This is a genomic window from Nonomuraea monospora (assembly GCF_039531895.1).
In the GTDB taxonomy this organism is placed as follows: domain Bacteria; phylum Actinomycetota; class Actinomycetes; order Streptosporangiales; family Streptosporangiaceae; genus Nonomuraea; species Nonomuraea monospora.
The window spans coordinates 18,601-41,609 of record NZ_BAAAQX010000038.1; the positions used below are offsets into that span (position 1 = coordinate 18,601).

Consider the following 23,009-nt stretch of genomic DNA (forward strand, 5'->3'; position numbering starts at 1 on the left):
GGTGGTCGCGCCGTAGGTGGCGGGATCTGCGCATGATCCGGGTGCTCGTGGTGGACGACGAGGCGCTCGTACGGTCCGGGCTGCGGTTGATCCTGGAGGCGGCGGGCGACATCTCGGTGATCGGCGAGGCGCGTGACGGCGCCGAGGCGGTGTCGGCGGTGCGGCGGCTGCGGCCCGAGGTGGTGCTGATGGACGTGCGGATGCCCGTCATGGACGGACTCAGCGCCGCCGCGCGCGTCCTCGGGGATCCGGAGCCGCCCAAGGTGGTCATGCTGACCACGTTCGACGTGGACGAGTACGTACACGAGGCGCTGCGGGTGGGCGCCGTGGGCTTCCTGCTCAAGGACACGCCGCCACGAGAGCTGGCCGCCGCCGTGCGCACGGTCGCCGACGGTCAGGCCATGCTGTCCCCGTCCGTGACGAAGCGGGTCATCGCGCAGTACGCCGACCGCGCCCCCTCGCGGGCCGAGGCCGCCCGCAGGCAGTTGGACGGGCTCACCGGCCGGGAGGGGGACGTGATCAAGGCGCTGGCTCGCGGCCTGTCCAACGCCGAGATCGGTCGGGAGCTGCGGCTGACGGAGGCCACGGTCAAGGCGCACGTCAGCCGGGTGCTGGCCAAGCTGGGGCTGGCCAACCGTGTTCAGGCCGCGATCCTGGTGCACGACGCCGACCTCGACCGGCCCGGCCACGACACCGACTTCGTTGCCTGGTGACGGCCCTGGGCCTCGCTGGGCCGCACCTGGCTGGTGACAGGCTCTGAGCCGCACTTGATGCGGGTGCTAGCTCTGGGCCGCCGGGCTGGTGTTGGCTCTGAGCCGCCGGGCTGGTCCCCGCGCTCTGAGTTTCGCCTGGCTGGTGGTGGCTCTGAGCCGCCGGGATGGTGGCGGGCTCTGAGTTTCGCCTGGCTGGTGGTGGTTGCGGGTCGGCTGTGGCACGTCGCCTGTGCTCAGGGTCGGGGGTCAGCTTGGCAGGGGTGTGCCCTTGCAGCCGGTGTCGATCCGGCCCGTCTCGAAGTAGCGGGCCACGTCGGCGGCGCACTCCGGCACCCGTGTGCTGGACACGTGCACGTCGTCGGCGACCGTGTAGACGGTGCCTCCGACGGCGCGGTGCGTTTGCAGCGTCCAGTCGTAGGCGGACATGAACTCGTGCAGGTGGCCCGCCAGCACCAGCGAGCCGTTGCTCCGGCGCAGTGTGGCCTGCTGTACCGGTAGTGGCCAGCCCTGGCACATGGCGCCGCCCAGTCCCCAGCCTCGGCCGGTCGCCGGGAAGCGCTTGACGAGTTGCTGGTAGGTGCGCCAGGCGGTGTCGAAGGTGGGGCGGCTGTCGTCCTCGTTGCAGGCGACCGCCCAGTTCATGGTCAGGTTCAGCATTTCCGGCGCGCCGGGTACGGGGGTGCCCATCATGCCGGTGCCGAGCAGTTCCTTGACGGTGGGCGGGGCGGTGGTGCCAGTGCCGGTGCTGGTTCCGGGTGAAGGGCTGGCGGAAGTGCCGGTGCCGGAGGAAGCGTCAGTACCGGTGGAGGTGGAGGTGCCGGAGGAAGTGCCAGTGCCGGTGGAGGTGTTGGCTGAGGTTCCGGTGCTGGCAGAGGCGTTGGCTGAGGTGCCGGTTCCGGTGCTGGTGCCGGTGGAGGGGGCGATGGCGGTGCGTAGCTCTGCTAGGGCCTTGCCGGCGCGTGCCCACTCCGTCGAGTTGCGCTTGGCCAGGTCGGCGATGGCCGAGCCGTCGATGGGGCGTGGCAGGTCGCTGTAGGTTCTGGGGCTCCGGTCGTACGCATGGACCAGCTTGGCCACCTCCGCCCGCACTTCACGGGTGGTGGCGCCGAGGCCGTAGAGGGCGTTGCGGCGGGCCAGCCAGGCGGCCATGCGGCCGAAGTTGGCCTCGGCCGCCTGGGCGGCGCCTTCGGTGTGTTTGACGAGGTTGGTCCATGGCGGTGCCACGCTGTCCAGGAAGGCCCGTCCGGTGCGTTGCGGGTACAGGCTGCGGTAGACCATGCCCAGGTAGGTGCCCCAGGAGAAGCCGAGAAGGTTGAGTTCGGGTTCGCCGAGTGCGGTCCGGATCAGGTCGAGGTCCTTGGCGACGTTCTCGGTGGTGAGTTGTCCGAGGAAGGCGGGGTCGGAGCGTCCGCACTGCTGGTTGGCGGCGGTCTGGGCGTCGTAGATCTGCCTGGCCGACTGTTTGGTGAGCGGGCCCGGCTGTTGTGGCCCTACCTGGGAGGTGGGGCAGGCGGCCTTGGTGCTGTAGCCCACGCCGCGTGGGTCGAAGCCGATGATGTCGTAGTGCTCGTTGAGCGCTGCCATCTGGTCGTTTCTGAGGGCGGCTCGCAGGATGGGGTCCAGGTAGCCGCTGTTGCCGGGGCCGCCTGGGAGGACGGTGATGGCGCCGAGGCGGTGGGTTCGGTCTGTGGCGGCCAGGCGGGTCACGGCGATGTCGATCTCGCGTCCGGCTGGGTCGTGGTGGTTGAGGGGGACGGTGACCGTTCCGCATTCCAGGCGTTTCATCAGGCTGTGGAAGGACGCGATCTTGTCCTGTGCGACGCCCAGGCCGCGGGCCACCTCGTCGGTGTAGGACGGGCAGGGCTTCCAAGTCACGGAGGACGACGACACGCCAGGGCTCGGCACGGCCGCAGCCGCCTGCGAGGCGAGCACCGCCGAAGGCGACCCGAAGGCCTCGGAAGGCGAAGTGCGAGCGGCCGCCGGTGCCATGGAAGGCGACGCGGGAACGGCCTCCGGTGCCGTGAAGACCGACGAAGACGACGCGCGGACCGCCGCCGGCGCCGCAGAGTCCTCGGAAGGCGACGCGTGGACGGCCGCCGGTGCCGCGATGACCGCCGTAGGCGACGCGAGGGCGGAAGACGACGCGAGAGCGGAAGGCAACGCGAGGGCGGAAGGTGACGCGAGGGCCGCTGATGGTGTTGCGGAGGAAGCCGCCAGCGCCGTCACGGCCGTCAGGGCGGTCAGTGATGTTCTCATGGGGACCAGCAGTAACGCCGCGGCGGTTTCCGCGGCGTTTCCACCGGCCCGATCACGCCGTCACTGGCCGACCGTCTCCGCGTAGTAGCAGGCCGCCTGCGCCTCCGCAGTGGCGGGCAGGATGTCCAGCAGTTGGGTACGGCACCGCCCGTCCACCCCCGCCTCGGCGGCCTTGCCGGAGGCGAGGACCTGGCAGCGGGCGTGGAAGCGGCAGCCGCCGGGGATCCGGGTCGGGTCCGGCGGCTCGCCGGTCAGTACGACGCGTTCCGGCGACTCGGGCAGCACCGACATCAGGGCCTGCGTGTACGGGTGCCGCGGCGCGGTCAGCACCTGCTCGACGGGCCCGGATTCGACGATCCTGCCCAGGTACATGACGGCGACGCGGTCGGCGATGTTCCAGGCCAGGCCCAGGTCGTGGGTGACGACGAGCGCCGACAGGCCGAGTTCGGCGCGCAGCCGGAGCAGCAGGGCCAGGATCTCGCCGCGGACGGAGGCGTCCAGGGAGGCGACCGGCTCGTCGGCGATGAGCACCTTGGGGTCGAGGGCGAGGGCGCCGGCGATGACGACGCGCTGCCGCTGCCCGCCCGACAGCTCGTGCGGGTAGCGCAGGAAGAACCGGTCGGGTGGCCGCAGGCCGGCGTGGGACAGGGCGGTGGACACGACGTCCTGCTCGTCGCGCAGGCCGTGGATGCGGGGGCCTTCCGCGACGGCCTCGTACACGGTGTGCCTGGGGTTGAGCGAGCCGGTCGGGTCCTGGAGGACGAGCTGCACCTGCCTGCGGTACGCCTTGAGCGCCTTGGAGGTGTAGCTGAGCGGGTCGCCGTCGTAGCGGACCTCGCCGGAGGTGGGGCGTTCGAGGCCGAGCAGGGTGCGGGCGAGCGTGGTCTTGCCGCAGCCCGACTCGCCGACCAGGGCGACGATCTCGCCTTGGCCGATGGCCAGGTTGACGCCGTCCACGGCGCGGGCGCGGCGGCCTCGGGAGGAGAACTCGACGTGCAGGTCGCGGGCCTCCAGCAGGGCCGGCCGGGTGGTCGCGACCGCCTCCGCGGCCGTCTGCGTCTCGGTCATGAGACCTCCGCGTCGATCTGGGGTGAGGTCATGGGTCCTGTGCGATGGCGATGGCCAGGCATCTGGGGTGGGGTCATGAGGCGTCCTCCGTCTCCCTGACGCGCACACAAGCCGCCCTCCGCCCGTCCCCGGCCGGCCAGAGCTCCACATCGATCGACGAACACTCGTCCAGCACGACAGGGCAGCGCGGATGGAACGAGCACCCGCCCGGCAGGTGCATCGGGTCGGGCGGGTCGCCGCCGAGCCCCTTGGGCGCCATCCGCGAGACGGGGTCGCCCACGGTGGGGAAGGCGGCGGCCAGCGCCCGGCTGTAGGGGTGCCGGGCTTCGTGGAACACCTCGCCGGACGGCCCGTGCTCGACGACGCGTCCCGCGTACATGACGGCGAGCTGGTCGCAGACGTCGGCGAGCACGGACAGGTCGTGCGAGATCATAATGAGTGAGATGCCCTGCTCGGCGACCAGCTCCTTGATCAGGCTGAGCACCTGGGCCTGCACCATCACGTCGAGCGCGGTGGTCGGCTCGTCGGCGATGATCAGCCGGGGCGAGCAGGCGAGCGCCATCGCGATCATGACGCGCTGCCGCTGCCCGCCGGACAGCTCGTGCGGGTAGCTGCGGGCCCGCCAGGCGGGCAGGCCGACCTGTTCGAGCAGTTCGGCGACGCGCTTGCGGGCGGCGTCGGGCTTGGCCAGGTCGTGCACGAGCAGCGGTTCTGCGATCTGGTCGCCGATCCGGCGCACGGGGTTGAGGCCGTGCTGGGCGCCCTGGAAGACGATGGACGCCTCGGCCCACCGTACGGCGCGCAGGCGGCCCCACTTCATGGCGAGCACGTCGTCGCCATCGAGCAGGATCCGGCCGCCGACGCGCGCGTCGCGGGGCAGGAGCCGCAGCAGCGCCATGGCCACCGTCGACTTGCCGGATCCTGACTCGCCGGCGATGCCGAGCGCCGCTCCGGCGTCCAGGCTCAGCGAGACCCCGCGGACGGCGGGTACTTCGCCGGAGGCGATGCGGTAGGTCACCGACACGTCGTCGAGTTCGAGCAGACTCATGCGGCCCTCCTCAGCCGGGGGTTGAGCACGGCCTCCAGCGCCCGCCCGACGAGGGTGAACGCCATGACGACGACGAGGATGGCCAGGCCGGGGATGAGGATGTACCACCAGGCGCCCTGGGTGGCGGCGCCGAAGTCGTAGGAGGCGCGCAGCATGGTGCCCCACGAGGTCTTGTTGGAGCTGGCGCCGAGGAAGGCCAGCGTGGATTCGGTGACGATGGCGCTGGCGACCTCCAGCGTGGTGCTGGCGAGCAGCAGCGGCGCCACGTTCGGCAGCACGTGCCGGGTGGTGATGTGCCAGTGCCCCGCGCCGAGCGCCTTGGAGCGCTCGATGTACGGCCTGGCCTCGACGGCGAGCGTCTGCGCCCTGATCAGGCGGGCGGTGGACGGCCAGGTGGTGATGCCGATGGCCATGATGATGGTGAACGTGCTCCCGCCCAGGATGGCGGCCAGCACCAGGGCCGTGACGAGCGAGGGCAGCACCAGGAACCAGTCGGTGATCCGCATCAGGGCGGCGCCCAGCCAGCCGCGGAAGTGCCCGGCGGCCACGCCGAAGACGAGGCCGATGACGATGCTGAGCAGCGCGGCGAGGAAGCCGATGAGCAGCGACGTGCGCGAGCCCCACCAGACCATCAGCAGGATGGAGCGGCCGGACTCGTCGGTGCCGAACGGCTCGCTCAGGCTGGGCGCGGCCCACTTCTCGCCGACGCCTTCGACGACGCTGGTCACGTCCTCGCTGATGAACAGCGGCGCGACCAGCGCGAGCAGCACGGCGGCGACGAGCACGATCAGGCCGATCATGCCGCCGCGGTGCTGGCGGTACTCGGCCCAGAACCGGCTCAGTGCGAGCCGCCTGCGGGCCGCGGAGACACTGGTCACGCCGACCTCACCCTCGGGTCGAGTAGGTGGTAGACCACGTCGGCCAGCGTGTTCATGACGATCACGGCCACCGTGATCAGCAGGAAGGTGCCCTGCATGAGCGTGAAGTCGGGCACGCTGATCGCCTCGTAGAACAACTGCCCGAGCCCGGGCCAGGTGTAGATCGTCTCGACGGTGACCGCGCCGCCGACCACGAAGCCGACGCGCATGAAGACCAGCGTCACGGTGGGCAGCAGGGCGTTGGGCACCGCGTGGCGGCGCCGTACCTCGTCGTCGCGCAGGCCCTTGGCCTTGGCGACGGTGACGTAGTCCTGGCTGACCTCCTCCATCAGCGATGAGCGCATGACGAGCAGGTACTGCGCGTAGACCACGGCCACCAGCGTCAGGCAGGGCAGCACCATGTGGGAGGCCACGTCGAGCACGTACGCGAACCCGTCGGGCGCGTCGACGCTCTCGATGCCGCGGAACGGGAAGATGCCGGGGATCGGCCCGATGCCGACGCCGAACACCATCATGAGCAGCAGCCCGAGCCAGAACGTCGGCACCGACCACAGCAGCAGGGACGCGCCGGTGGACAGGCGGTCGAACCTGGTGCCGTGCCGCCAGCCGGCCCGCGTGCCCTGCCAGATGCCGAGGCTGACCGCGATCACGAGGCCGGTGCCGGCGAGCAGCAGGGTGGGGCCGATCCGCTCGCCGATGAGGTCGAGGACGGGCCGCTTGTACTCGTAGGAGGTGCCCAGGTCGAGCCGGAGCGTGTCGCCGACGAAGTCGATGAACTGGTCGAGCAGCGGCTTGTCGAGCCCGAGCCGACGGCGTTCGAGGTCGAGCTGGGCAGGGGTCATGTTGCGGCCCTGCGCCAGGTTGCGCACGGGGTCGCCGGGCAGCAGCCGGAACACGAAGAACGTGCCGACCAGCACCATGGCGATGCTGAACAGCGCCCCACCGCCCTTGGACAGCGCGTACCGCAGCGTGCCGCGGCTGGTGGGGCGCTCGTCACCAGGGCCCGCCGCCTGGACGGCGGCGGGCTCTGCTGCTTCGAGCGGTGTCGTCATTCGCGCTCGTCTGCGGTGCTCTTGCGCCGCCTGGTCAGGAGGAAGGCGCCGACGCCGATGACCACCACGGCGCCCACGATGCCGGCGATGATGCCGGTGTTGGAGCCGCCGCCGGTGCTGCCGCTCGCCGCCGCCGTGGCCTTGACGTCCACGGTGTAGAACGGCCAGTAGCCGCTGCCGCCGTACAGCAGACCCTTGTCCTCAGGGATGGGGGTGATGCTGGTGACCCTGTCCTTGCGGTAGCCCTCCAGGTCGTTGGTGTAGTAGATCGCGATGATCGGGGCCTGGGTGTAGAGCCGCTCCTGCATCTGCTTGAGCAGGTCGATGCGCTTGGGGCGGTCGAGCTCCTTGAGCTGGTCCTGGTAGAGCTTCTCGAAGGTGTCGTCGCAGAAGAACGACTCGGTGCCGCCGCCCTCGCCGCCCGGTGCCGGCCTGCGGCTGCACAGGTGGGTGGCCATGACCTCTTCGGGGTCGGGGTTGACCGACCAGCCGCTGATCGCGATGTCGAAGTTGCCGGTGACGCCGGTCTCCTCGGTGAACTTGCTGGACTCCAGCTTCACCGTGGTCAGCGTGATGCCGACCTCCTTGAAGAAGGCGGTGAGGTACTCGGCGAGCTTGTCCTCGATCGGCGTTTCCGTGTGGATGGTGAAGCGGAACTCCAGCTTGCGGTCGCCGTCGGGCATCGTGCGGATGCCGTCGGCGCCCTTCTTGTAGCCGGCGTCATCGAGGATCTGGTTGGCCTTGGCGGGGTCGTAGGAGACCTTCTCCTCGCCGGTGGCCTCCCAGAAGAAGTCCTTGTACATCGGCGGCACGATGGAGCCGTCGGCGGGCTTGGCCAGGCCGTTCTGCACCTCGTCGACGAGCTTCTGCTTGTCGATGGCGTAGTGCAGCGCCTGCCGCACCTTGACGTCCTTGAGCGCGGGGTGCCCGTCGCCGACCGCCTTGTCGTCGGTGGTGGTGGCGCCGTGGTTGACCTGGAGGTAGGCCGCGCGGCGGCCCTGGGTGTTCCACGCCTCGATGTTCGGGTCGTTCTGGATGGCCTCGAACTCCTGCGGGGTCATCCGGCCGAGCAGGTCGATGTCACCCTTCTTCAGGCCGGCGATCGCGGCCTGCGGGTTGTCGTAGAAGATGACCTGCAGCTCGTCGATCTTCGGCTTGCCCCGCCAGTAGTTGGGGTTGGCCTGCAGCTTGACGTACTGGTCCTTCTTGTGCTCGACCGCGATGTACGGGCCGCTGCTCACGGTCGGGTACTTCTCGGCGTCGTAGTTCGCCATGTCGGTGACCGACTCCCAAGCGTGCTTGGGCATGATCGGGACCGGGTTCTCCAGCATGGACGCCTGCGGCGCCTTCAGCTTGATGGTCAGGTCCTGACCGCTGGCGGTGACGCTCTCGAAGTTCTCCACCGCGGGGCCGTTGGCGGTCTTGGCGGCCTCGTCGGTCATCATCTTGTTGAACGTCCAGGCCGCGTCCTCGGCGGTGACCGGCTGGCCGTCGGACCACTTCGCGGTGCGGATCTTGAACGTCCACGTGAGCCCGTCCTCGGACGTGGTCCACGATTCGGCCAGGTCGGGGCTGGGCTGGAGGGTCTTGGAGTCGGGCACCGTCAGGTAGCCGTACATCCAGCGGTGGATCGACGTCGAGACCAGGCGGACCGCGAGGAAGGGGTTCATCGAGTCCATGGCCTGCGTCGCGCCGACGCGAAAGACTTTCTTCCCCGCCGCCGGATCTTGGGCAAGGGCGGCCGTGGTGCCCGTACCGGCCACTAATAGCGCGACGCCCAGCGCGGCCAGGCGTGCGAACCATCTCCTCATGAGTGCCTCACCTTCAGGCAGGGGGGTTCCTGTGTAGAGAAAGGCACACCATACGGAGTCCGCATGTCAACGAGGTGCGGAAAATTGTTTCACCTTCGTTTCCTTTGGCGGTGTAAATTTTCAGCGCACTTGGCACTACGTTGAGCTGGTGCCCCGCCTGCCGACCGCCCTAACCTGCGTGGTGATCGTCGCGTGCGGGCTCGGCGTCCGGGCGCTCTGGGACGGCGCCTTCCCGAAGTACGCGGGCGACGCGCTCTACACCGCGCTGATCTACGCGCTCCTCGTGCTCGCCCTGCCCAGGATCCGGCCGTTGGTGGCGGCGGCGGTGTCGGCCGGGCTGAGCTGGGCGATCGAGTTCGCCCAGCTCTGGGAGATCCCCGAGCCGCTGCGGCCGGTGCTGGGCAGCACGTTCAACCCGCCCGACCTGCTCTGGTACGCCGTCGGGGCCGCCGCCTGCTGGCTGGTCCACCATCGCCTGCGCGCCCAGCAGGGCTAGCCGCTCAGTGTCCGGGCTGCCGGGCTCATGACGCGGCGCCCTGGCGAGCTAGTGGCAGCCGCCGGAACCGCAGCACGACGACCCGCTCACCTGCGGCAGCAGCTCCACCTTGCCGCCCAGCTCGTAACCGGCCTCGACCACCGCGGCGTCGATCAGCGCCACGTCGATCGGCGCCGCGCTGGTCACGGTCACCGCCCCGTTCGCCAGATCGACCTCGACCCCGCTCACGCCGGTCACCTTGCCGACCTCCTGGGTCACGGCGCTCACGCAGTGGCCGCAGGTCATGCCGTCCACCTGGTACGTCGCGACAGTCATGGTCACACTCCTCACTCTCGGCTCTCGTGTCACCCAATATACCCCCTAGGGGTAAAGACGCATACATCCGGCGGTCACGGAAAGGGGGGTGGAAACAAGGGAGGGCAGTCACATGCTGGACGGCAAGACCATCGCTTTCCTGGTCGCCCCCGAGGGAGTCGAGCAGGTGGAGCTCACGGAGCCGTGGAAGGCGGTCAAGCAGGCCGGCGGCACGCCCCGGCTCGTCTCGACCTCTCCCGGCCAGGTCCAGGGGTTCAACCACCTGGACAAGGCAGACACCTTCGCCGTGGACGAAACAGTGGACGAGGCCTCGTCCTACGACGGCCTCGTGCTGCCGGGCGGCGTCGCGAACCCGGACTTCCTGCGGACGGTGCCGGAGGCCGTACGGTTCGTCCGGTCGTTCTTCGACGCGGGCAAGCCGGTGGCCGCCATCTGCCACGCGCCGTGGACGCTGATCGAGGCGGACGTCGTACGCGGCCGGACCCTGACGTCCTGGCCCAGCCTGCAGACGGACCTGCGCAACGCCGGGGCGACCTGGGTGGACAAGGAGGTCATGGTCTGCACGAACGGGCCGAACACCCTGGTCACCAGCCGCAAGCCGGACGACCTCAAGGCGTTCTGCCAGGCCGCCATGGACGCCATGTCCTGACACCCCCGCGCGGTGGTCTCCCCGCACGTGCCGGGGAGGCCACCTCGGGGCCTGACGAGATCGAAACCCCGCTGTAACGCCTTGTCCCCTGGGCAGAAATGGTCTAGACGTAGACCAAAAGGAGCGTCCTCCGCGCCCCCCAGGGAGACCTCACATGACCACTGAAGAGGATTCCAGGCGACTGGCCGAGCTCGGCTACAAGCAGGAGCTGGCCCGCACCTGGAGCGGTTTCTCGAACTTCGCCATCTCCTTCTCGATCATCTCCATCCTCGCCGGCTGCTTCACGACCTTCGGTCAGGCGTGGAACAACGGCGGCCCCATCGCCATCTCGTGGGGCTGGCCGCTGATCTCACTGTTCATCCTGATCATCGGTTTCTGCATGTCGGAGCTGGTGTCGGCATACCCGACGGCGGGCGGCATCTACTGGTGGGCCGCCAAGCTGGGCAAGCCGATCCACGGCTGGTTCACCGGCTGGCTGAACCTCATCGGCCTCATCGCCGTCACCGCGTCGGTCGACTACGGCTGCGCGACCTTCCTCAACATCACCCTGAACCGCCTGACCGGCGGCGCCTGGGAGGCCACCCTCCCCCAGGCGTTCCTCCTCTTCGTGATCATTCTGGCGCTGCACGCGCTGATCAACATCTACAGCCACAAGCTGATCTCACTGCTGCAGAACGTGAGCGTCTGGTGGCACGTGGCCGGCGCCGCGATCATCGTGGCCATCCTGATCTTCGCCCCGGAGAACCACCAGTCGGCCTCCTTCGTCTTCTTCGGCACCAACAACAACTCGGGCTTCGGCGACGGCTCCGACGGGCTGCCCTTCTGGCTGTACGTGCTGCCGCTCGGCTTCCTGCTCACCCAGTACACGATCACCGGCTTCGACGCCTGCGCGCACGTGTCGGAGGAGACCCAGGGCGCGGCCACGAGCGCGGCCAGGGGCCTGTGGCAGTCGATCTTCTACTCCGCCATCGGCGGCTGGATCCTGCTGCTGTCGTTCCTGTTCGCCGCCACGCATGTGGACGAGATCAACAAGAACGCGGGGTTCGTCGGCGCCATCTTCGACACCGCGCTGTCGTCCCCGCTCGCCACGGCCGTCTTCGCGATCTCCACGATCGGCCAGTTCTTCTGCGGGATGAGCTGCGTGACCTCGATGTCCAGGATGACGTACGCGTTCTCGCGCGACGGCGCCGTGCCCGGCTGGCGCCTGTGGTCGAAGGTGGACCGCAACCGCACCCCCGTCAACGCGATCATCGCGGGCTGCGTCGCCGCCGCCCTGATCACCCTGCCCGCCCTCTACGCCCCCGCAGGACTGACCACGCCGGTCGCCTTCTACGCCGTCGTCTCGATCGCCGTCATCGGGCTCTACCTGGCCTTCCTCATCCCGATCTGGCTGCGGCTGCGCATGGGCGACGCCTTCCAGCCGGGGCCGTGGACACTCGGCAGGAAGTACAAGGCGCTGTGCTGGATCGCCTGCGTCGAGATCGTGATCGTCTCGATCTACTTCATCATGCCGTTCTCACCGGCCGGCGTGCCGGGCAACCCCGACTTCACCTGGACGTCGGTCAACTACGCGCCGATCGCCGTCGGGGTGGTGCTGATCGGGATCGCGCTGTGGTGGGCCCTGTCGGCCCGCCACTGGTTCACGGGACCCCGCCGGACGGTCGACGAGGTCCCCACCACGTGAGTCGACGATGGGTACGGCCCGGACGCCGTACCCATCGCCTCGCTACCAGGAGAGCCGGTCAGTCGGCCAGGCCGGCTTCGCGCTCTTGAGCCTGAGCGTCTCCTCAGGCGTGCCCACGGCGCAGCGCGTGCCCTGCGCGGGCACCTTCAGCGAGATCAGGTACTCGTCGAAGATGTCCGTCTGGCACTTGTCCTTGCCGTAGATGCGGTGACCCCAGCCCTCGTACGTGAGCAGCACCGCCTTGGAGCCGAGCTGGCGGGCGGCGTTGGCCGACCAGATCCACGGCGTGGCCGGGTCGTGCAGCGAGTTGCCGAGCAGCAGCGGGGCGTCGCCCGTGTACTCCAGCTCGTGCGGCGGGTTGGTGGTCCCGTAGTTCATGCAGATCGGCAGGTCGTCGGTCGGGTACGGGTGGTACCGCGTGTCCGGCGCCAGCTTGTTCGACACCTTCATCAGCGCGGCGTACTCGGTGTAGTTGCGCACCCGGAGGTTGTAGTCCTGGCAGAGGATCGCGGTCGGCAGGTACGCCACGTCCCCCTCGACGGGCCCGCGGCCCGGCAGCGGAGGCACCCAGTCCGGCTCGGCGCCGCCGTTCAGCCAGTTGATCGTCTGGCTCAGCGTCACCCAGTCGGGCCCCTCGTTGCCCAGCGCGGCGTTGTAGATGACCTGCAGCTCCGTCATCTTCGTGCCGGTGCTGGGGTAGACGAGCTCGCCCCGGCGCGCCTTGTCCAGCAGGCCCTTCCAGATCGCCCGGATGTCCTGGCCGTGCAGCACACAGCTCGGCTCCTGGTCGCACCAGCCGACGAACTGGTCGAAGGCGTCCTCGACGGCGATCGCCTCGGTGGACAGGAAGCCCGCGACGCCCAGGCTGTGGTCCATGTTGCTGTCGAGCCCGAGCGCCCGGACGCGGTCCGGGAACAGCTCGGCGTACATCTGGCCGATCAGCGTGCCGTAGGAGATGCCGTAGTAGGTCAGCTTCTCCTCGCCGAGGGCGGCGCGCAGCGCGTCCATGTCACGGGCCACGTCCTGGGAGTCGACGTGGTCGTACAGCGGGCCGGTGCGCTCGCGGCAGTCGGCGTGCAGCTTCTTGGTGAACGTGTTCCAGGCGTCGAAGTCGGCCTGGCTCTTCATGACGGTGTGCGGCATCTGGTTGTAGACCGACGCCGAGCAGATCACCGGATGGCTGCGCCCCACACCCCGGGGGTCGAAGCCGACGATGTCGAACCGCTTCTGCAGCTCGTCGGTGAACCAGGTGGCGCCGTACGCGGCCTCCACACCGGAACCGCCAGGACCCCCCGGGTTGATCACCAGCGAACCGATCCTGGCGGACGGGTCGGTGGCCTTGCGCCGGGCGACCGCGATGTCGACGGTCGGCCCGTCCGGCTTGGACCAGTCGATCGGGACGGTCAGCTTGCCGCATTCGGCGCTGGGCTCCTCCTCGCAGGGCGCCCAGGTGATCGTACGTGCCGTCTCAGCCGTCCCGGCCGTGTCCGCGTTGGCGGGCGCGACGGACGAGAGTGTCGCCATCGCCATTAAGGCGGCGGCGAGCAGGGAAAACCTCTTTCGCACAGTGCTCCAATCTTCAGCCGATCCCCCCGTCGGGGCGTGCGACCAAGATTGGATCATTGCCTATTTGCAGGGACGAACGGGGAGGAATAACAAGATTCCCTCCCTGAGAATGACCTCGGCCTGTCAGGAAGCCTCGAACGCCTCGGCCACCGCCGCGCGTACGGCGGGCATCACGGCGGGCATCGCGGCGTCGTCCAGCTCGCGCTTGAGCGAGGTCATGTCCACGTCGGGCATCCCGCAGGCCACGGCCCAGCTCCACGGCGTCAGGTCGCCGTCGACGTTGAGCGCGAACCCGTGGCTCGTGACACCCCTGCTCTGCCGCATCCCGATCGAGATGATCTTACGACCGGTCTCGGCCGTCCACACCCCGGTCAGCAGCTCCGACCCCGGCGGCGTGTCGCGCCGCTCGGCCGGCAGCCCCAGCTTGCCCAGCGCCTCGACCAGCCGCAGCTCCACCTCGCGCACGTAGTCGACGATCCCCTCGCCCTCGTCCAGCTTGACGATGAGGTAACCGACGAGCTGGCCTGGCCCGTGGTAGGTGAGCTGGCCGCCGCGCCCGGTCTCGACGACGGGGATGCCGCGCGTGGGGTCGGGCAGGTGGGCCATCGGGGTGCGGCGGCCGACCGTGTAGACGGACGGGTGGCTCAGCAGCCAGAGCGTGTCCGGCCGCTCGTCCCGTTGGCGCTGCCCGACGAGGTCGGTCATGCGCTCCATCGCCTGGTCGTAATCGACGAGCTCATCCTGGATGAGCGTCAGCGGCCTTGCCCTCATACTCCGAGGATATGCCGCCGCGCGGACGCCCGGGCACGTACCTCCTACTGGCCGATGCGCCCGTCGATCCGCTCGCGCAGCAGGTCCACGTGCCCCATGTGACGGGCGTACTCCTCGATCATCCCGAGCACCACCTCGCGCACCGACATCGCCCCGCCCCCGCTGCCGTGCAGGTTCTGCGGGTCGTCGGCGGTCGCCTCCAGGCTGGGCGCCCCGGCCAGGAACCGCGTGGAGAACTCCACCTCCGCCCGCCACGTCCGCCACGCCTCGGCGACCACCTCGGGATCCGCGACCGCGCCGTCGAAGTCACCGTCACGGTCGGTGTCGGAGCAGTACAGCTTGGGCACGTCCTCCCCCGCCAGCAGCCTGCGGAACGTCGCCCGCTCCACCTCGGCCAGATGCCGCACCAGCCCCAGCAGCGACATCGTCGAGGGCTCCACCGCCCGCCGCGCCATCTGCTCCGCGTCGAGCCCCGCGCACTTCAGCTCCAGCGTGAGACGCAGGCAGCGCAGCGATTCCGCCAGCGTGGCGCGCTCGTCGCCGAGCCTGGGCCCGTGCTCGCGCGGGTCGTCGTCGGATGGTCTGCCGTCCTCGGTGAACATGTCCGCACGTCGAGTCGTCATGGCGGCCATCCTGAGCGACGCTCCGCACGGCTCACAAGCGAATAAATGGCCTCGAACCACTCGGAAGCATCAGCCGTCTCAACCGGTGTGAGATCACTCCACTGGCTCGCCGCCGGGCTCCTCGCGGTCTCGGGGTGCGCCGTCGCGCAGGGGTCCCCACCGGCGCCGCCCTTCTGCCCGCAGCAGTGGGACAGCGAGAAGATCGGCGACTGGGTCCCGGACGCCGCCGACCTGGACGGCGCCTCGGACCGGCTGGTGCCCGGCGCGCCGGACCTCGCGCTGATCTGCGCCTACCCCGGCCGGAACACCGACCCGGGCGGCGAGAAGCTGGACGGATGGCGCACGCTGAACCACCAGACCACCGAGGCGATGGCCCGCGACCTGGCCTACCTGCCGATCGACACTCAGAACGCCGAACGTGCCTGCACGCTGATGGGCGGCCGGATGACGAACTACCTGGTCCGTTTCACCTACCCCGACGGTGACACGCTGTGGCTGGGCGGCGCGGAAGAGGTCAACTCGTGCGCCACGATCACCAACGGCACGGCCACCAGCGACGTCTACCTGGGCGACAGCCTCACCGCCGCCTACCGTACGGGTGACTGGCGTCTCCCCCAGCCCGACGACCCCTGCGACGGATCGCTCGGCCGGCGCGGGCAGGACGAGCAGATGGTGCCGGAAGGGGTCGTCGGCGTGCTGGTCTGCAGGCTCAAGCCGGGCGAGAAGCCGGGCTCGCGGTCCGAGCGCGGCGCGCGGGAGGCCGCCGAACTCGCCGCGGCGCTGAACGCGCCCGGGACCAGGCCGAGCACGAACGGCTGCCAGCAGGCGGGGCCTGTGAGCGACTCGTTCCGGCTGGTCTTCCGCTACGGGGAAGGACCGGCGGCCTCCGTGCACGTCATGCCGGACTGCCGGCCCGGCGTGAACAACGGGCTCTTGCAGACGGAGCTGGACGCCCCGACCCGGGATCAGGTGGCGCGGCTCGGCCCGGCGTAGCCCTTCGGCGCTTCCGGGATCAGGATCCACATCACGACGTAGACCACCCAGAGCGGCCCCGGAATGAGCGACAGCAGCAGCCAGAGAATCCGTACGAGGGTGGGCGGCAGGCCCATCTTGTCGGCGAGCCCGCCGCAGACGCCTGCGATGATCCGGTGCTCACGAGAGCGGTACATGCTGTTCCTCCGTGTGGTTTTCGCGACCTATCTGGAAAACGGACAGCGTGGCCGCAAGACTCCCGTCAGGAACCCTGAGAAAACCCTGTAAGGGTCAGCCATTCATGTGCCATGCCCAGATGTCGGCTGGTCAGTCCCTGTCGCGGATCCACGTGGATGAGCAGGAAATCGGCCAGACCCTGATGGACCCTGAGGTACTCCTCGTCCTCCGCCCACACCTGGTCGTCGAACCAGACGAACGGCCGCTGCCCCGCGTACGCCGCCACGTGCGGCGTCTTGAACATCTCGCCGTGCTCGCTCGGCGGCACGCCCGCGGAGGAGGCGCCCATGGTGATGACGGGCAGCGAGGGCAGGCCGATGCGGGGAGCGATCCAGTCGTTGGCGTGGTGTTCCCAGGTGGTGGCCCAGACCAGCTCGGAGCCGGTGGCCAGGGCCAGTTCGAGCAGGCGGCGGCCGTGGCGGGGGTTGAGATGCACGGTGTAGACGTCGGTGCCGATCGTGCAGCGGTAGCGGCGGAAGTCGGGCGTGGGGCGGCCCATCGGGTTGAGCACGCCGTCCACGTCGAGCAGGAGCAGGGGTTTCACTTAGCCGCCGCCCGGTGTTCCTGCGGGCTGACGCCGCGCACCCGTTTGAAGGCGGCGCTGAGCGCGAACGGGCTGCCGTACCCGACCTTCCTGGCGACGGAGCCGATCGTGGCGTCGGGCTCGCGCAGCAGGTCGGCGGCCAGGGCCAGGCGCCAGTCGGTGAGGAAGGACATCGGCGGCTCGCCGACCAGCTCGGTGAAACGCCTGGCCAGCGCGGCCCTGGAGACGCCCACCTCGGCGGCCAGGGCGGCGACCGTCCACGGGTGGGCGGGGTTGTTGTGCAGCATGCGCATGGCCTTGCCGACGACCGGGTCGCTCATCGCGCGGTACCAGGCGGGCGCCTCGTGCGTGGCGAAGTGGGCCCGCAGGACGGCGATGAGCAGCAGGTCGAGCAGCCGGTCCAGGACGGCTTCCTGGCCGGGCTCGTCCTTGACGATCTCCGCGCCGAGCAGCCCGATGATCGGCCCGCCCGGCTCCACGATGAGCTGGGGCAGCGCTTCGAGCAGCCGCCTGCTGACCTCGCCCTCCAGGTTGTAGGTGCCGGTCAGCAGCACGGTGTCGCCGTCGGTGCTGTTGCCCCACGTGCGGATGCCCAGGTCGAGGGAGGCGTAGAGGACCTCGCCGTCGAGGGTGGTGCAGTGCTGGCCGGGGTGGATGACGACCTGCGGCCTGGTGCCCGGCTCGTCGGCCACGGTGTACGGCTCCGGCCCGCGCGCGATGGCCACCTGCCCTGGCGCGAGGCGTACGGGCTCGGCGTCGTCGAACATGATCCACGAATCGCCCCGCACCTGCGCGATCACCGACAGCGGCGCCTCGTCCTGGATGCGCAGCGACCACGGCGGATGCAGGATCGAGCGGAGGAGGAAGGCGCCGCGGGCTCTCGGGCCGTCGAGAAGCGCCGCGAGCTGGTCCATGGGGTAGACGATCGCATATGGGATTGCGCTTCTCAACCATGGAGAGTCTTATCGGTATCCTGACTTACTAGTTACATGATGATTTTGGTGCTCGGCGGCACCGGCAAGACCGGCCGCCGCGTCGTTGACCGGCTCACCGCGCTCGACCTGCCCGTACGGGTCGGCTCCCGCTCCGCCGCCCCGGCCTTCGACTGGCAGGACCGCGGCACCTGGCAGGCGGCACTCGACGGCGTCACGGCCGTCTACCTCTCCTACTACCCTGACCTGGCCTTTCCCGGCGCGTACGACGACGTCAAGGCGTTCACCGAGCTGGCCGTCCGCAGCGGCGTGCGCAAGCTCGTGCTGCTGTCCGGCCGCGGCGAGCCGGCGGCGCAGGCCGCGGAGAACGCCGTGCGCGAGTCGGGCGCCGAGTGGACGGTGCTGCGCTGCGGCTGGTTCATGCAGAACTTCACCGAGGACTTCCTGCTCGGCGCGGTGCTCGACGGCGTCATCGCGCTGCCCGCCGCCGACGTGCCCGAGCCGTTCCTGGACGCCGAGGACATCGCGGACGTGGCCGTGGCCGCGCTCACCGGGGAGGGGCACGCGGGCAGGCTGTACGAGCTGACGGGGCCGAGGGCGCTGACGTTCGCGGACGTGGCCGGGGAGCTGACGGAGATCACCGGCAGGCGGATCACGTTCGTCCGGGTCACGCCGGAGGAGTACGTGGCCGCGGCGGTGCGGCACGGGGTGCCGCGCGAGGCCGCGGAGGGCCTGGGGCACCTGTTCACCGACATCCTGGACGGCCGCAACGCGAGCCCGACGGACGGCGTGCGGGAGGCGCTCGGCCGCCCGGCCCGCGACTTCTCGGACTTCGCCCGCGCGAACGCGCCCGCCTGGAAGCGCTAGACCGCACGTCGGGAAGCGCTAGATCCTGGAGTCCCCCTCGGGCCCGTCGTAGAGGTTCCAGGGCACGCGCTCGTACTCGTGGTCGCACGGCGTCCCGGCCGCGATCAGGTAATCCCCCGTGGTGAGATCGACGCAGCTCGACAGCAGGGTCGCCCACCGCTCGACGGCGGGACGGGCCGGGTCGGGGTGGGTGCAGAGGGACTCGGGATGGCCGAGGTGGTCGGACATGGCGGCCCTGATGCGCTTGCGGGCCTCGTCGCTGCCGGACGCCTCCCGCACCGTACGCAGCCCGCCCTCAGCCCTGGGCACCCGGACCAGCGAGTCGGCGGCGCCCGGCCGGTAGTGGGCGGCGAGCTGCGGCGGCACGAACGCCTGGTAGTGGTTGCCGTGCACGAGCAGCCCGTCGGCCGGGTACATCCAGCCGACCGCCCCCGGCGTGGTCTCCAGGTCGATCGCGAAGCCCGCCCGGTGCGTGACCAGCGCGTTGCTGGCGATGTGGGCCTTGGTCTCGGTCAGCGTCTCCAGCGCGGCGCTGAGGTTGCCGCTGTCGAGCACCCTGCGCCTGATCAGCGTCTGCGGGACGCCCACCGAGTCGTCGAAGCGCCCGCCGAGCCCGTTGGCGTTGAGCGCGATGCCCGCCGAGTTCGCGCCCTGCCGCCCGACCTGCCCCGCCTCGACGTGCATGATGACGGTCGGGCGACCAGGCTGGACCACTCTGAGCACCATCAGCGTGCCGGAGACGCCCTCGCGCCAGTCCCAGTTCTGCCCTGCGTAGACGTGGCCGTCGCCCGTCGCCTCGCCCATCAGCGCGAACGAGGTGCAGCCGTCGGCCTCCATGGCGCTGAACGTGGTGTCGTAGATGATCTCGCCGCGGGCGTTGAGCGCGAGCACGTCGAGGAAGCCGACGCCGGCGCCCTCGGCGATGCCCGCCATCTCCTCGGCCAGCTCCGGCGCGAACGCCTTGCTCGGCCCCGCCCAGCGGGCCGCGCGCCGCAGGACCTGCTCCCACGACAGGCCGCTGGAGTGCCCGAACGCCTCCGCGTAGTAGGTGAGCGAGCGCTGGATCCGCTCGCGTGCCTGCTCGCCGTACTGGCGCCCGCGTTCGCGCGGCGTGCCGGAGATCTCCACGAGGGGCAGGGATGTGCGGCTCAATGGTGCTCCTTGGACCGGCCGGATGCCTCTCCAGCAACCTACACACAGCCCGCCGGGCAGCCCCGGACGAACATCGCGCGAATTCCCGGTGAACTGCGCGGATCGTCCACCGGCCGATCAGCTCAACGCCTTACGACAGCGATTGCCCGGCCCGCGATTCCGCTAACCTCACCCTCATCACTCCGGCGTGCTCGAAAGGTGTAGTCGTGATCGGCTGGCTAGAAGCGGTGATCTTGGGGTTGGTCCAGGGCCTCACGGAGTTCCTGCCGATCTCCTCCAGCGCCCACATCCGGGTGGTCTCCGCCTTCGCCGGCTGGCCCGACCCGGGAGCGGCGTTCACGGCGGTCATCCAGATCGGCACCGAGCTGGCCGTCGTGATCTACTTCCGCAAGGAGCTGTGGGAGATCATCTCGACGTGGACGCGCTCGCTGTTCGTCAAGGAGCTGCGCCCCCACTGGGCGGCCCGCATGGGCTGGTACATCATCATCGGCACCCTGCCCATCGGCGTGCTCGGCCTGGTGCTGAAGGACCAGATCGAGACGGTCTTCCGCGACCTGCGCCTGGTGGGCACCACGCTGATCGTCTTCGCGCTGATCCTGTGGTTCGCCGACCGCACCGCCCGCAACAAGCTCACGCTGGAGAAGCACCTCAGCATCACCCACGCCCTCATCTACGGCTTCGCCCAGGCGCTCGCCCTCTTCCCCGGCGTGTCCCGCTCCGGCGGCACGACGACGGCCGGCCTGCTGCTCGACTACCGCCGCGAGGACGCGGCCAAGTACTCGTTCCTGCTGGCCATGCCCGCCGTCTTCGCCTCGGGCCTGCTGGAGCTGTTCGAGATCGGCGAGGCCGGTACGCCCGCCTGGGGGCCGACCATCGTGGCCACGATCGTCTCGTTCGTCGTGGGGTACGCGGCGGTGGCGTGGTTCCTGCGCTACATCAGCACCCACCGCTTCACGCCCTTCGTGATCTACCGGATCATCCTCGGCTTCTTCATCATCCTGGCGGTCACCGCAGGCTGGATTCCGGCACTCGGCTGACCTCGTAGTAGCCGGCCCACGCCGCGTCGCCCATGCGCAGGATCCGCACGCCGGTCCAGCCCAGGGCGACGACAGGCGCGGTCCAGAACGGCACGGTCAGCGGCCCGTACGGCACCAGGAAGCCGCCCAGGTATCCGGCGGCCACCAGCAGCGGCACCCACCACCCCACGAACCCGGCCCGCCACACCGCCACGGTCAGCAGCGGCAGCCCGATGAAGCCGAAGAACATCCACGGCAGCTGGAAGCCGAAGGTCACGCCGGGCAGGTTCAGCATCTCGTCGAGGATGCGCTGGGCCTCCTCAGGAGAGTTGCGCTGCCCCAGATACCACTCGACGGGGTCGATCAGCAGCAGCCCGGAGAGCTGGAGGTAGCCGATCACCGCCAGCACGCCCGACACGTGGCCGAGCCGCGTGGCCCTGCGCCTGGTGAGGTGCATCAGGCCGATGACGGCGACGGCCATCAGCATCCAGCTCCAGTGGTAGAGCACGGACTGCGTCTGGGCCAGCGCGGGGTTGTCGCCGAAGCTGACGGCCTCCCGGTCGTCGCCCCAGGTGCCGGGGTCGACGACGACGGCCACGGCCTGGAGGAGGGGGGCGACGACGAGCAGCGTGCCCGCCGTGACGCGGCGGAACTTCACCTGATCGTTGAACATGCGGCCGACCGTAGGCGCGCGGGCCGCCGCGAGTCGTCCCCCTGCGGGCCGACCGGCCGTCCCCTCCGAGGCGGAGATCCGGCGCGCGGATCAGGCTAACGTGCGGGGGTAGCGGCTGGCCCAGGCGAAGACGGCCGCGAACAGGGCCCAGGCGGTGACGTACGCGACCGGATGCGCCCACCCGTCCCCCACGATGTCGGCCAGCGCCGCACGGCCCTCGAAGTAGGCGGCGAGCCCCAGTACCGCGCCCGGGATCGCCCCCCACCACCGCTTCCACCACACCTCGTGCACGGCGATCTCGAACACCACCAGCGCGATCGGCCCGAACAGCAGGAACTTCACGTTCAGGGCCGAGGGCGCCAGCGCGCCGAGCACCATGACGCCCGCCGCCGCGGCGACCGTCAGCAGGACGACGGCGGCGAAGGGCGCGGGCTCGTCGCGCGGGTCGTCGTCCGGCTGCGCGGCCGGCGAGCCGGCGTCGCCGGGCAAAGGGTCGTGGGACACATCCATCATTCTGGCGAACGCCCCGCCCGCACGACCCCCTACTTAGGTAGCGGGCACGCGAACCCTCGGCTTCCCCCGGTAGGTGACCAGCGTGAACAGCAGCGCCACCAGCCCGAACCCGGTGGCGACCACCACGACCCCCACCCGGCCGTACGCATCCAGCGCCGCGCCGCCGGCCAGCCCCGCCACGAAGAGCCCGAAGTACTGGGCCGACGACAGCAGCCCCAGCCCGATCGGCACGCTGCCGGGCACCGCCGTGACGGTCCTGAACTGCTGGGCGGGCGCCACCAGCCATCCGGTCGCGCCCCACAGGAAGCCCCAGACCAGGGCGACGGGCATGGCCAGGTTCGCGACGGGCGCCAGGGCCAGGAACACCACGGACGCGGCCAGCCCGGCGAGGATCATCACGCGCGGCCCGTAGGCGTCGGTGAGCCGCCCGCCGAGCGCGTTCCCGACGATGCCGCCGAGCCCCCACGCCCACAGCAGCGCGGGCAGCGGCAGGTCGAACAGCGACCCGATGTAGGTGTAGGCGGTGAAGCCGGCCGCGAACATCAGCAGCTGCGTCACCATGACCGCCAGCACCCGCCGGTCCCGCAGCGGCTCGAACCGCTCCCGCAACCGCCCGGACGCCGGGATCCGCACCTCGGGCACCAGCGCGGCGACCCCGATCAGGCCGATCAGCCCGAGCCCCGCGACCATCCACAGGGTGGCCCGCCATCCGGCCGCCTCGCCCAGCCAGGTGCCGAGCGGCACGCCGATGGCGGACGACACGCTCAGCCCGCCCATCACCAGCGCCAGCGCCCGGCCGCGCCGCTCGGGCTCGGTCAGCGCGTTCGCCACGGCGGACGAGGTGGGCGTGAACATGGCCGCGCCCGCCGCCGCGATCACGCGGGTCAGCATGACCAGCGTGTACGTTGGCGCCAGCACGGTCAGCACGTTGCCGGCCACGAACACTCCCATCGCCACCAGCAGCAGCGTTCTGCGTGACATGCGGGCGGTCAGCGCGGCGAGCAGGGGCGACAGCACGGCGTACGCCAGCGCGAACACGGTCATGAGCTGCCCGGCGGCGGATCGCGAGACGCCCAGGTTCTCGGAGATGGGCGGCAACAGCCCGGCCGTCACGAACATCCCCGTACCGATCGCGAAATTTCCGGCGGCCATCGGGTAGAGCCGCGAACTCAT

The 23,009-nt window shown here is 70.2% G+C and carries 24 protein-coding genes; 7 read left to right on the forward strand and 17 right to left on the reverse strand.

Translation table 11 applies throughout. The annotated features are described in order from the left end of the window. Positions 1-32: 32 nt before the first annotated feature. On the forward strand, positions 33-713 hold the full coding sequence (locus ABD331_RS47165) for a response regulator (RefSeq protein ID WP_344490910.1): 681 nt from the start codon (positions 33-35) through the stop codon (positions 711-713). A gap of 246 nt (positions 714-959) precedes the next feature. On the opposite strand, the gene ABD331_RS47170 is transcribed toward ABD331_RS47165, so the two are convergent. The 6 genes from ABD331_RS47170 to ABD331_RS47195 form a co-directional block, all read right to left on the reverse strand. Next, on the reverse strand, positions 960-2,588 hold the full coding sequence (locus tag ABD331_RS47170; protein WP_344490913.1) for an alpha/beta fold hydrolase: 1,629 nt from the start codon (positions 2,586-2,588) through the stop codon (positions 960-962). A 441-nt stretch (positions 2,589-3,029) separates the two neighbouring features. Further along, complete coding sequence (locus tag ABD331_RS47175) at positions 3,030-4,037, reverse strand: ABC transporter ATP-binding protein (protein ID WP_344490916.1); 1,008 nt, start codon at positions 4,035-4,037, stop codon at positions 3,030-3,032. A gap of 73 nt (positions 4,038-4,110) precedes the next feature. Beyond that, the gene (locus ABD331_RS47180; protein ID WP_344490919.1) at positions 4,111-5,085 is read right to left on the reverse strand and encodes an ABC transporter ATP-binding protein; all 975 of its coding nucleotides are present in this window, start codon (positions 5,083-5,085) and stop codon (positions 4,111-4,113) included. Beyond that, complete coding sequence (locus ABD331_RS47185; RefSeq protein ID WP_344490922.1) at positions 5,082-5,963, reverse strand: ABC transporter permease; 882 nt, start codon at positions 5,961-5,963, stop codon at positions 5,082-5,084. The genes ABD331_RS47180 and ABD331_RS47185 overlap by 4 nt, the downstream gene beginning before the upstream one ends. After that, entirely contained in the window at positions 5,960-7,015 is a 1,056-nt protein-coding gene (locus ABD331_RS47190) for an ABC transporter permease (RefSeq protein WP_344490925.1), read from the reverse strand. The genes ABD331_RS47185 and ABD331_RS47190 overlap by 4 nt, the downstream gene beginning before the upstream one ends. Continuing rightward, a complete protein-coding gene (locus ABD331_RS47195) occupies positions 7,012-8,826 on the reverse strand; it encodes an ABC transporter substrate-binding protein (protein WP_344490929.1) in 1,815 nt (604 codons plus the stop codon). The genes ABD331_RS47190 and ABD331_RS47195 overlap by 4 nt, the downstream gene beginning before the upstream one ends. A 148-nt stretch (positions 8,827-8,974) precedes the next feature. On the opposite strand from ABD331_RS47195, the gene ABD331_RS47200 reads away from it, so the two are divergent. Then, complete coding sequence (locus ABD331_RS47200; RefSeq protein ID WP_344490932.1) at positions 8,975-9,322, forward strand: ribosomal maturation YjgA family protein; 348 nt, start codon at positions 8,975-8,977, stop codon at positions 9,320-9,322. Positions 9,323-9,370: 48 nt separating this feature from the next. On the opposite strand, the gene ABD331_RS47205 is transcribed toward ABD331_RS47200, so the two are convergent. Further along, on the reverse strand, positions 9,371-9,637 hold the full coding sequence (locus tag ABD331_RS47205; protein ID WP_344490935.1) for a heavy-metal-associated domain-containing protein: 267 nt from the start codon (positions 9,635-9,637) through the stop codon (positions 9,371-9,373). Positions 9,638-9,749: 112 nt separating this feature from the next. On the opposite strand from ABD331_RS47205, the gene ABD331_RS47210 reads away from it, so the two are divergent. Beyond that, positions 9,750-10,286, forward strand: a complete 537-nt coding sequence (locus tag ABD331_RS47210) for a type 1 glutamine amidotransferase domain-containing protein (RefSeq protein WP_344490938.1) — start codon at positions 9,750-9,752, stop codon at positions 10,284-10,286. Positions 10,287-10,440: 154 nt separating this feature from the next. Next, a complete protein-coding gene (locus ABD331_RS47215; RefSeq protein ID WP_344490941.1) occupies positions 10,441-11,970 on the forward strand; it encodes an amino acid permease in 1,530 nt (509 codons plus the stop codon). A 42-nt stretch (positions 11,971-12,012) separates the two neighbouring features. Here ABD331_RS47215 and ABD331_RS47220 read toward each other — a convergent pair whose 3' ends face one another. The 3 genes from ABD331_RS47220 to ABD331_RS47230 form a co-directional block, all read right to left on the reverse strand. Continuing rightward, entirely contained in the window at positions 12,013-13,494 is a 1,482-nt protein-coding gene (locus ABD331_RS47220; protein ID WP_344490944.1) for an alpha/beta fold hydrolase, read from the reverse strand. Between the two features lie 165 nt (positions 13,495-13,659). Then, positions 13,660-14,307 carry a lipoyl(octanoyl) transferase LipB gene (gene lipB, locus ABD331_RS47225; protein ID WP_344490947.1) on the reverse strand — a complete coding sequence of 216 codons (648 nt, stop codon included), beginning with the start codon at positions 14,305-14,307 and terminating at the stop codon, positions 13,660-13,662. Between the two features lie 44 nt (positions 14,308-14,351). Next, positions 14,352-14,930 (reverse strand): DinB family protein, encoded by a 579-nt coding sequence (locus tag ABD331_RS47230; protein ID WP_344490950.1) that lies wholly within the window; start codon positions 14,928-14,930, stop codon positions 14,352-14,354. 87 nt (positions 14,931-15,017) lie between these two features. Between ABD331_RS47230 and ABD331_RS47235 the strand changes: the two genes are divergently transcribed. Further along, the gene (locus tag ABD331_RS47235) at positions 15,018-15,923 is read left to right on the forward strand and encodes a hypothetical protein (protein ID WP_344490953.1); all 906 of its coding nucleotides are present in this window, start codon (positions 15,018-15,020) and stop codon (positions 15,921-15,923) included. On the opposite strand, the gene ABD331_RS47240 is transcribed toward ABD331_RS47235, so the two are convergent. From ABD331_RS47240 to ABD331_RS47250, 3 genes are all read right to left on the reverse strand, one after another. Then, complete coding sequence (locus ABD331_RS47240; protein WP_344490956.1) at positions 15,896-16,099, reverse strand: PspC domain-containing protein; 204 nt, start codon at positions 16,097-16,099, stop codon at positions 15,896-15,898. The two genes, ABD331_RS47235 and ABD331_RS47240, sit on opposite strands and share 28 nt — an antisense overlap. Positions 16,100-16,164: 65 nt before the next feature. Further along, positions 16,165-16,683, reverse strand: a complete 519-nt coding sequence (locus ABD331_RS47245; protein ID WP_344490959.1) for an HAD domain-containing protein — start codon at positions 16,681-16,683, stop codon at positions 16,165-16,167. After that, on the reverse strand, positions 16,680-17,597 hold the full coding sequence (locus ABD331_RS47250) for an AraC family transcriptional regulator (protein WP_344490962.1): 918 nt from the start codon (positions 17,595-17,597) through the stop codon (positions 16,680-16,682). Before ABD331_RS47250 ends, ABD331_RS47245 begins: the two co-directional genes overlap by 4 nt. 75 nt (positions 17,598-17,672) lie before the next feature. On the opposite strand from ABD331_RS47250, the gene ABD331_RS47255 reads away from it, so the two are divergent. Then, the gene (locus ABD331_RS47255) at positions 17,673-18,482 is read left to right on the forward strand and encodes an NmrA family NAD(P)-binding protein (RefSeq protein WP_344490965.1); all 810 of its coding nucleotides are present in this window, start codon (positions 17,673-17,675) and stop codon (positions 18,480-18,482) included. 18 nt (positions 18,483-18,500) lie between these two features. On the opposite strand, the gene ABD331_RS47260 is transcribed toward ABD331_RS47255, so the two are convergent. After that, positions 18,501-19,634: a C45 family autoproteolytic acyltransferase/hydrolase gene (locus ABD331_RS47260; RefSeq protein WP_344490968.1), complete on the reverse strand. Its 1,134-nt coding sequence runs from the start codon at positions 19,632-19,634 to the stop codon at positions 18,501-18,503. 206 nt (positions 19,635-19,840) lie between these two features. Between ABD331_RS47260 and ABD331_RS47265 the strand changes: the two genes are divergently transcribed. Further along, a complete protein-coding gene (locus ABD331_RS47265) occupies positions 19,841-20,671 on the forward strand; it encodes an undecaprenyl-diphosphate phosphatase (RefSeq protein WP_344490971.1) in 831 nt (276 codons plus the stop codon). Here the strand turns inward: ABD331_RS47265 and ABD331_RS47270 are convergent. The 3 genes from ABD331_RS47270 to ABD331_RS47280 all read right to left on the reverse strand — a co-directional run bounded on the left by ABD331_RS47270 (position 20,640) and on the right by ABD331_RS47280 (position 23,009). Beyond that, entirely contained in the window at positions 20,640-21,323 is a 684-nt protein-coding gene (locus ABD331_RS47270; RefSeq protein ID WP_344490974.1) for a hypothetical protein, read from the reverse strand. The two genes, ABD331_RS47265 and ABD331_RS47270, sit on opposite strands and share 32 nt — an antisense overlap. A gap of 90 nt (positions 21,324-21,413) precedes the next feature. Further along, entirely contained in the window at positions 21,414-21,827 is a 414-nt protein-coding gene (locus ABD331_RS47275; protein ID WP_344490977.1) for a hypothetical protein, read from the reverse strand. Between the two features lie 42 nt (positions 21,828-21,869). After that, the gene (locus ABD331_RS47280; RefSeq protein ID WP_344490980.1) at positions 21,870-23,009 is read right to left on the reverse strand and encodes an MFS transporter; all 1,140 of its coding nucleotides are present in this window, start codon (positions 23,007-23,009) and stop codon (positions 21,870-21,872) included.

Coding starts and splice junctions, on each gene's coding strand:
- ABD331_RS47205 (WP_344490935.1), bottom strand. CDS start 9,637: ATGACTGTCGCGACGTACCAGGTGGACGGCATGACCTGCGGCCACTGC.
- ABD331_RS47165 (WP_344490910.1), top strand. CDS start 33: ATGATCCGGGTGCTCGTGGTGGACGACGAGGCGCTCGTACGGTCCGGG.
- ABD331_RS47210 (WP_344490938.1), top strand. CDS start 9,750: ATGCTGGACGGCAAGACCATCGCTTTCCTGGTCGCCCCCGAGGGAGTC.
- ABD331_RS47180 (WP_344490919.1), bottom strand. CDS start 5,085: ATGAGTCTGCTCGAACTCGACGACGTGTCGGTGACCTACCGCATCGCC.
- ABD331_RS47190 (WP_344490925.1), bottom strand. CDS start 7,015: ATGACGACACCGCTCGAAGCAGCAGAGCCCGCCGCCGTCCAGGCGGCG.
- ABD331_RS47220 (WP_344490944.1), bottom strand. CDS start 13,494: ATGGCGACACTCTCGTCCGTCGCGCCCGCCAACGCGGACACGGCCGGG.
- ABD331_RS47255 (WP_344490965.1), top strand. CDS start 17,673: ATGATGATTTTGGTGCTCGGCGGCACCGGCAAGACCGGCCGCCGCGTC.
- ABD331_RS47240 (WP_344490956.1), bottom strand. CDS start 16,099: ATGTACCGCTCTCGTGAGCACCGGATCATCGCAGGCGTCTGCGGCGGG.
- ABD331_RS47250 (WP_344490962.1), bottom strand. CDS start 17,597: ATGGACCAGCTCGCGGCGCTTCTCGACGGCCCGAGAGCCCGCGGCGCC.
- ABD331_RS47215 (WP_344490941.1), top strand. CDS start 10,441: ATGACCACTGAAGAGGATTCCAGGCGACTGGCCGAGCTCGGCTACAAG.
- ABD331_RS47230 (WP_344490950.1), bottom strand. CDS start 14,930: ATGACGACTCGACGTGCGGACATGTTCACCGAGGACGGCAGACCATCC.
- ABD331_RS47270 (WP_344490974.1), bottom strand. CDS start 21,323: ATGTTCAACGATCAGGTGAAGTTCCGCCGCGTCACGGCGGGCACGCTG.
- ABD331_RS47280 (WP_344490980.1), bottom strand. CDS start 23,009: ATGAGTTCGCGGCTCTACCCGATGGCCGCCGGAAATTTCGCGATCGGT.
- ABD331_RS47195 (WP_344490929.1), bottom strand. CDS start 8,826: ATGAGGAGATGGTTCGCACGCCTGGCCGCGCTGGGCGTCGCGCTATTA.
- ABD331_RS47175 (WP_344490916.1), bottom strand. CDS start 4,037: ATGACCGAGACGCAGACGGCCGCGGAGGCGGTCGCGACCACCCGGCCG.
- lipB (WP_344490947.1), bottom strand. CDS start 14,307: ATGAGGGCAAGGCCGCTGACGCTCATCCAGGATGAGCTCGTCGATTAC.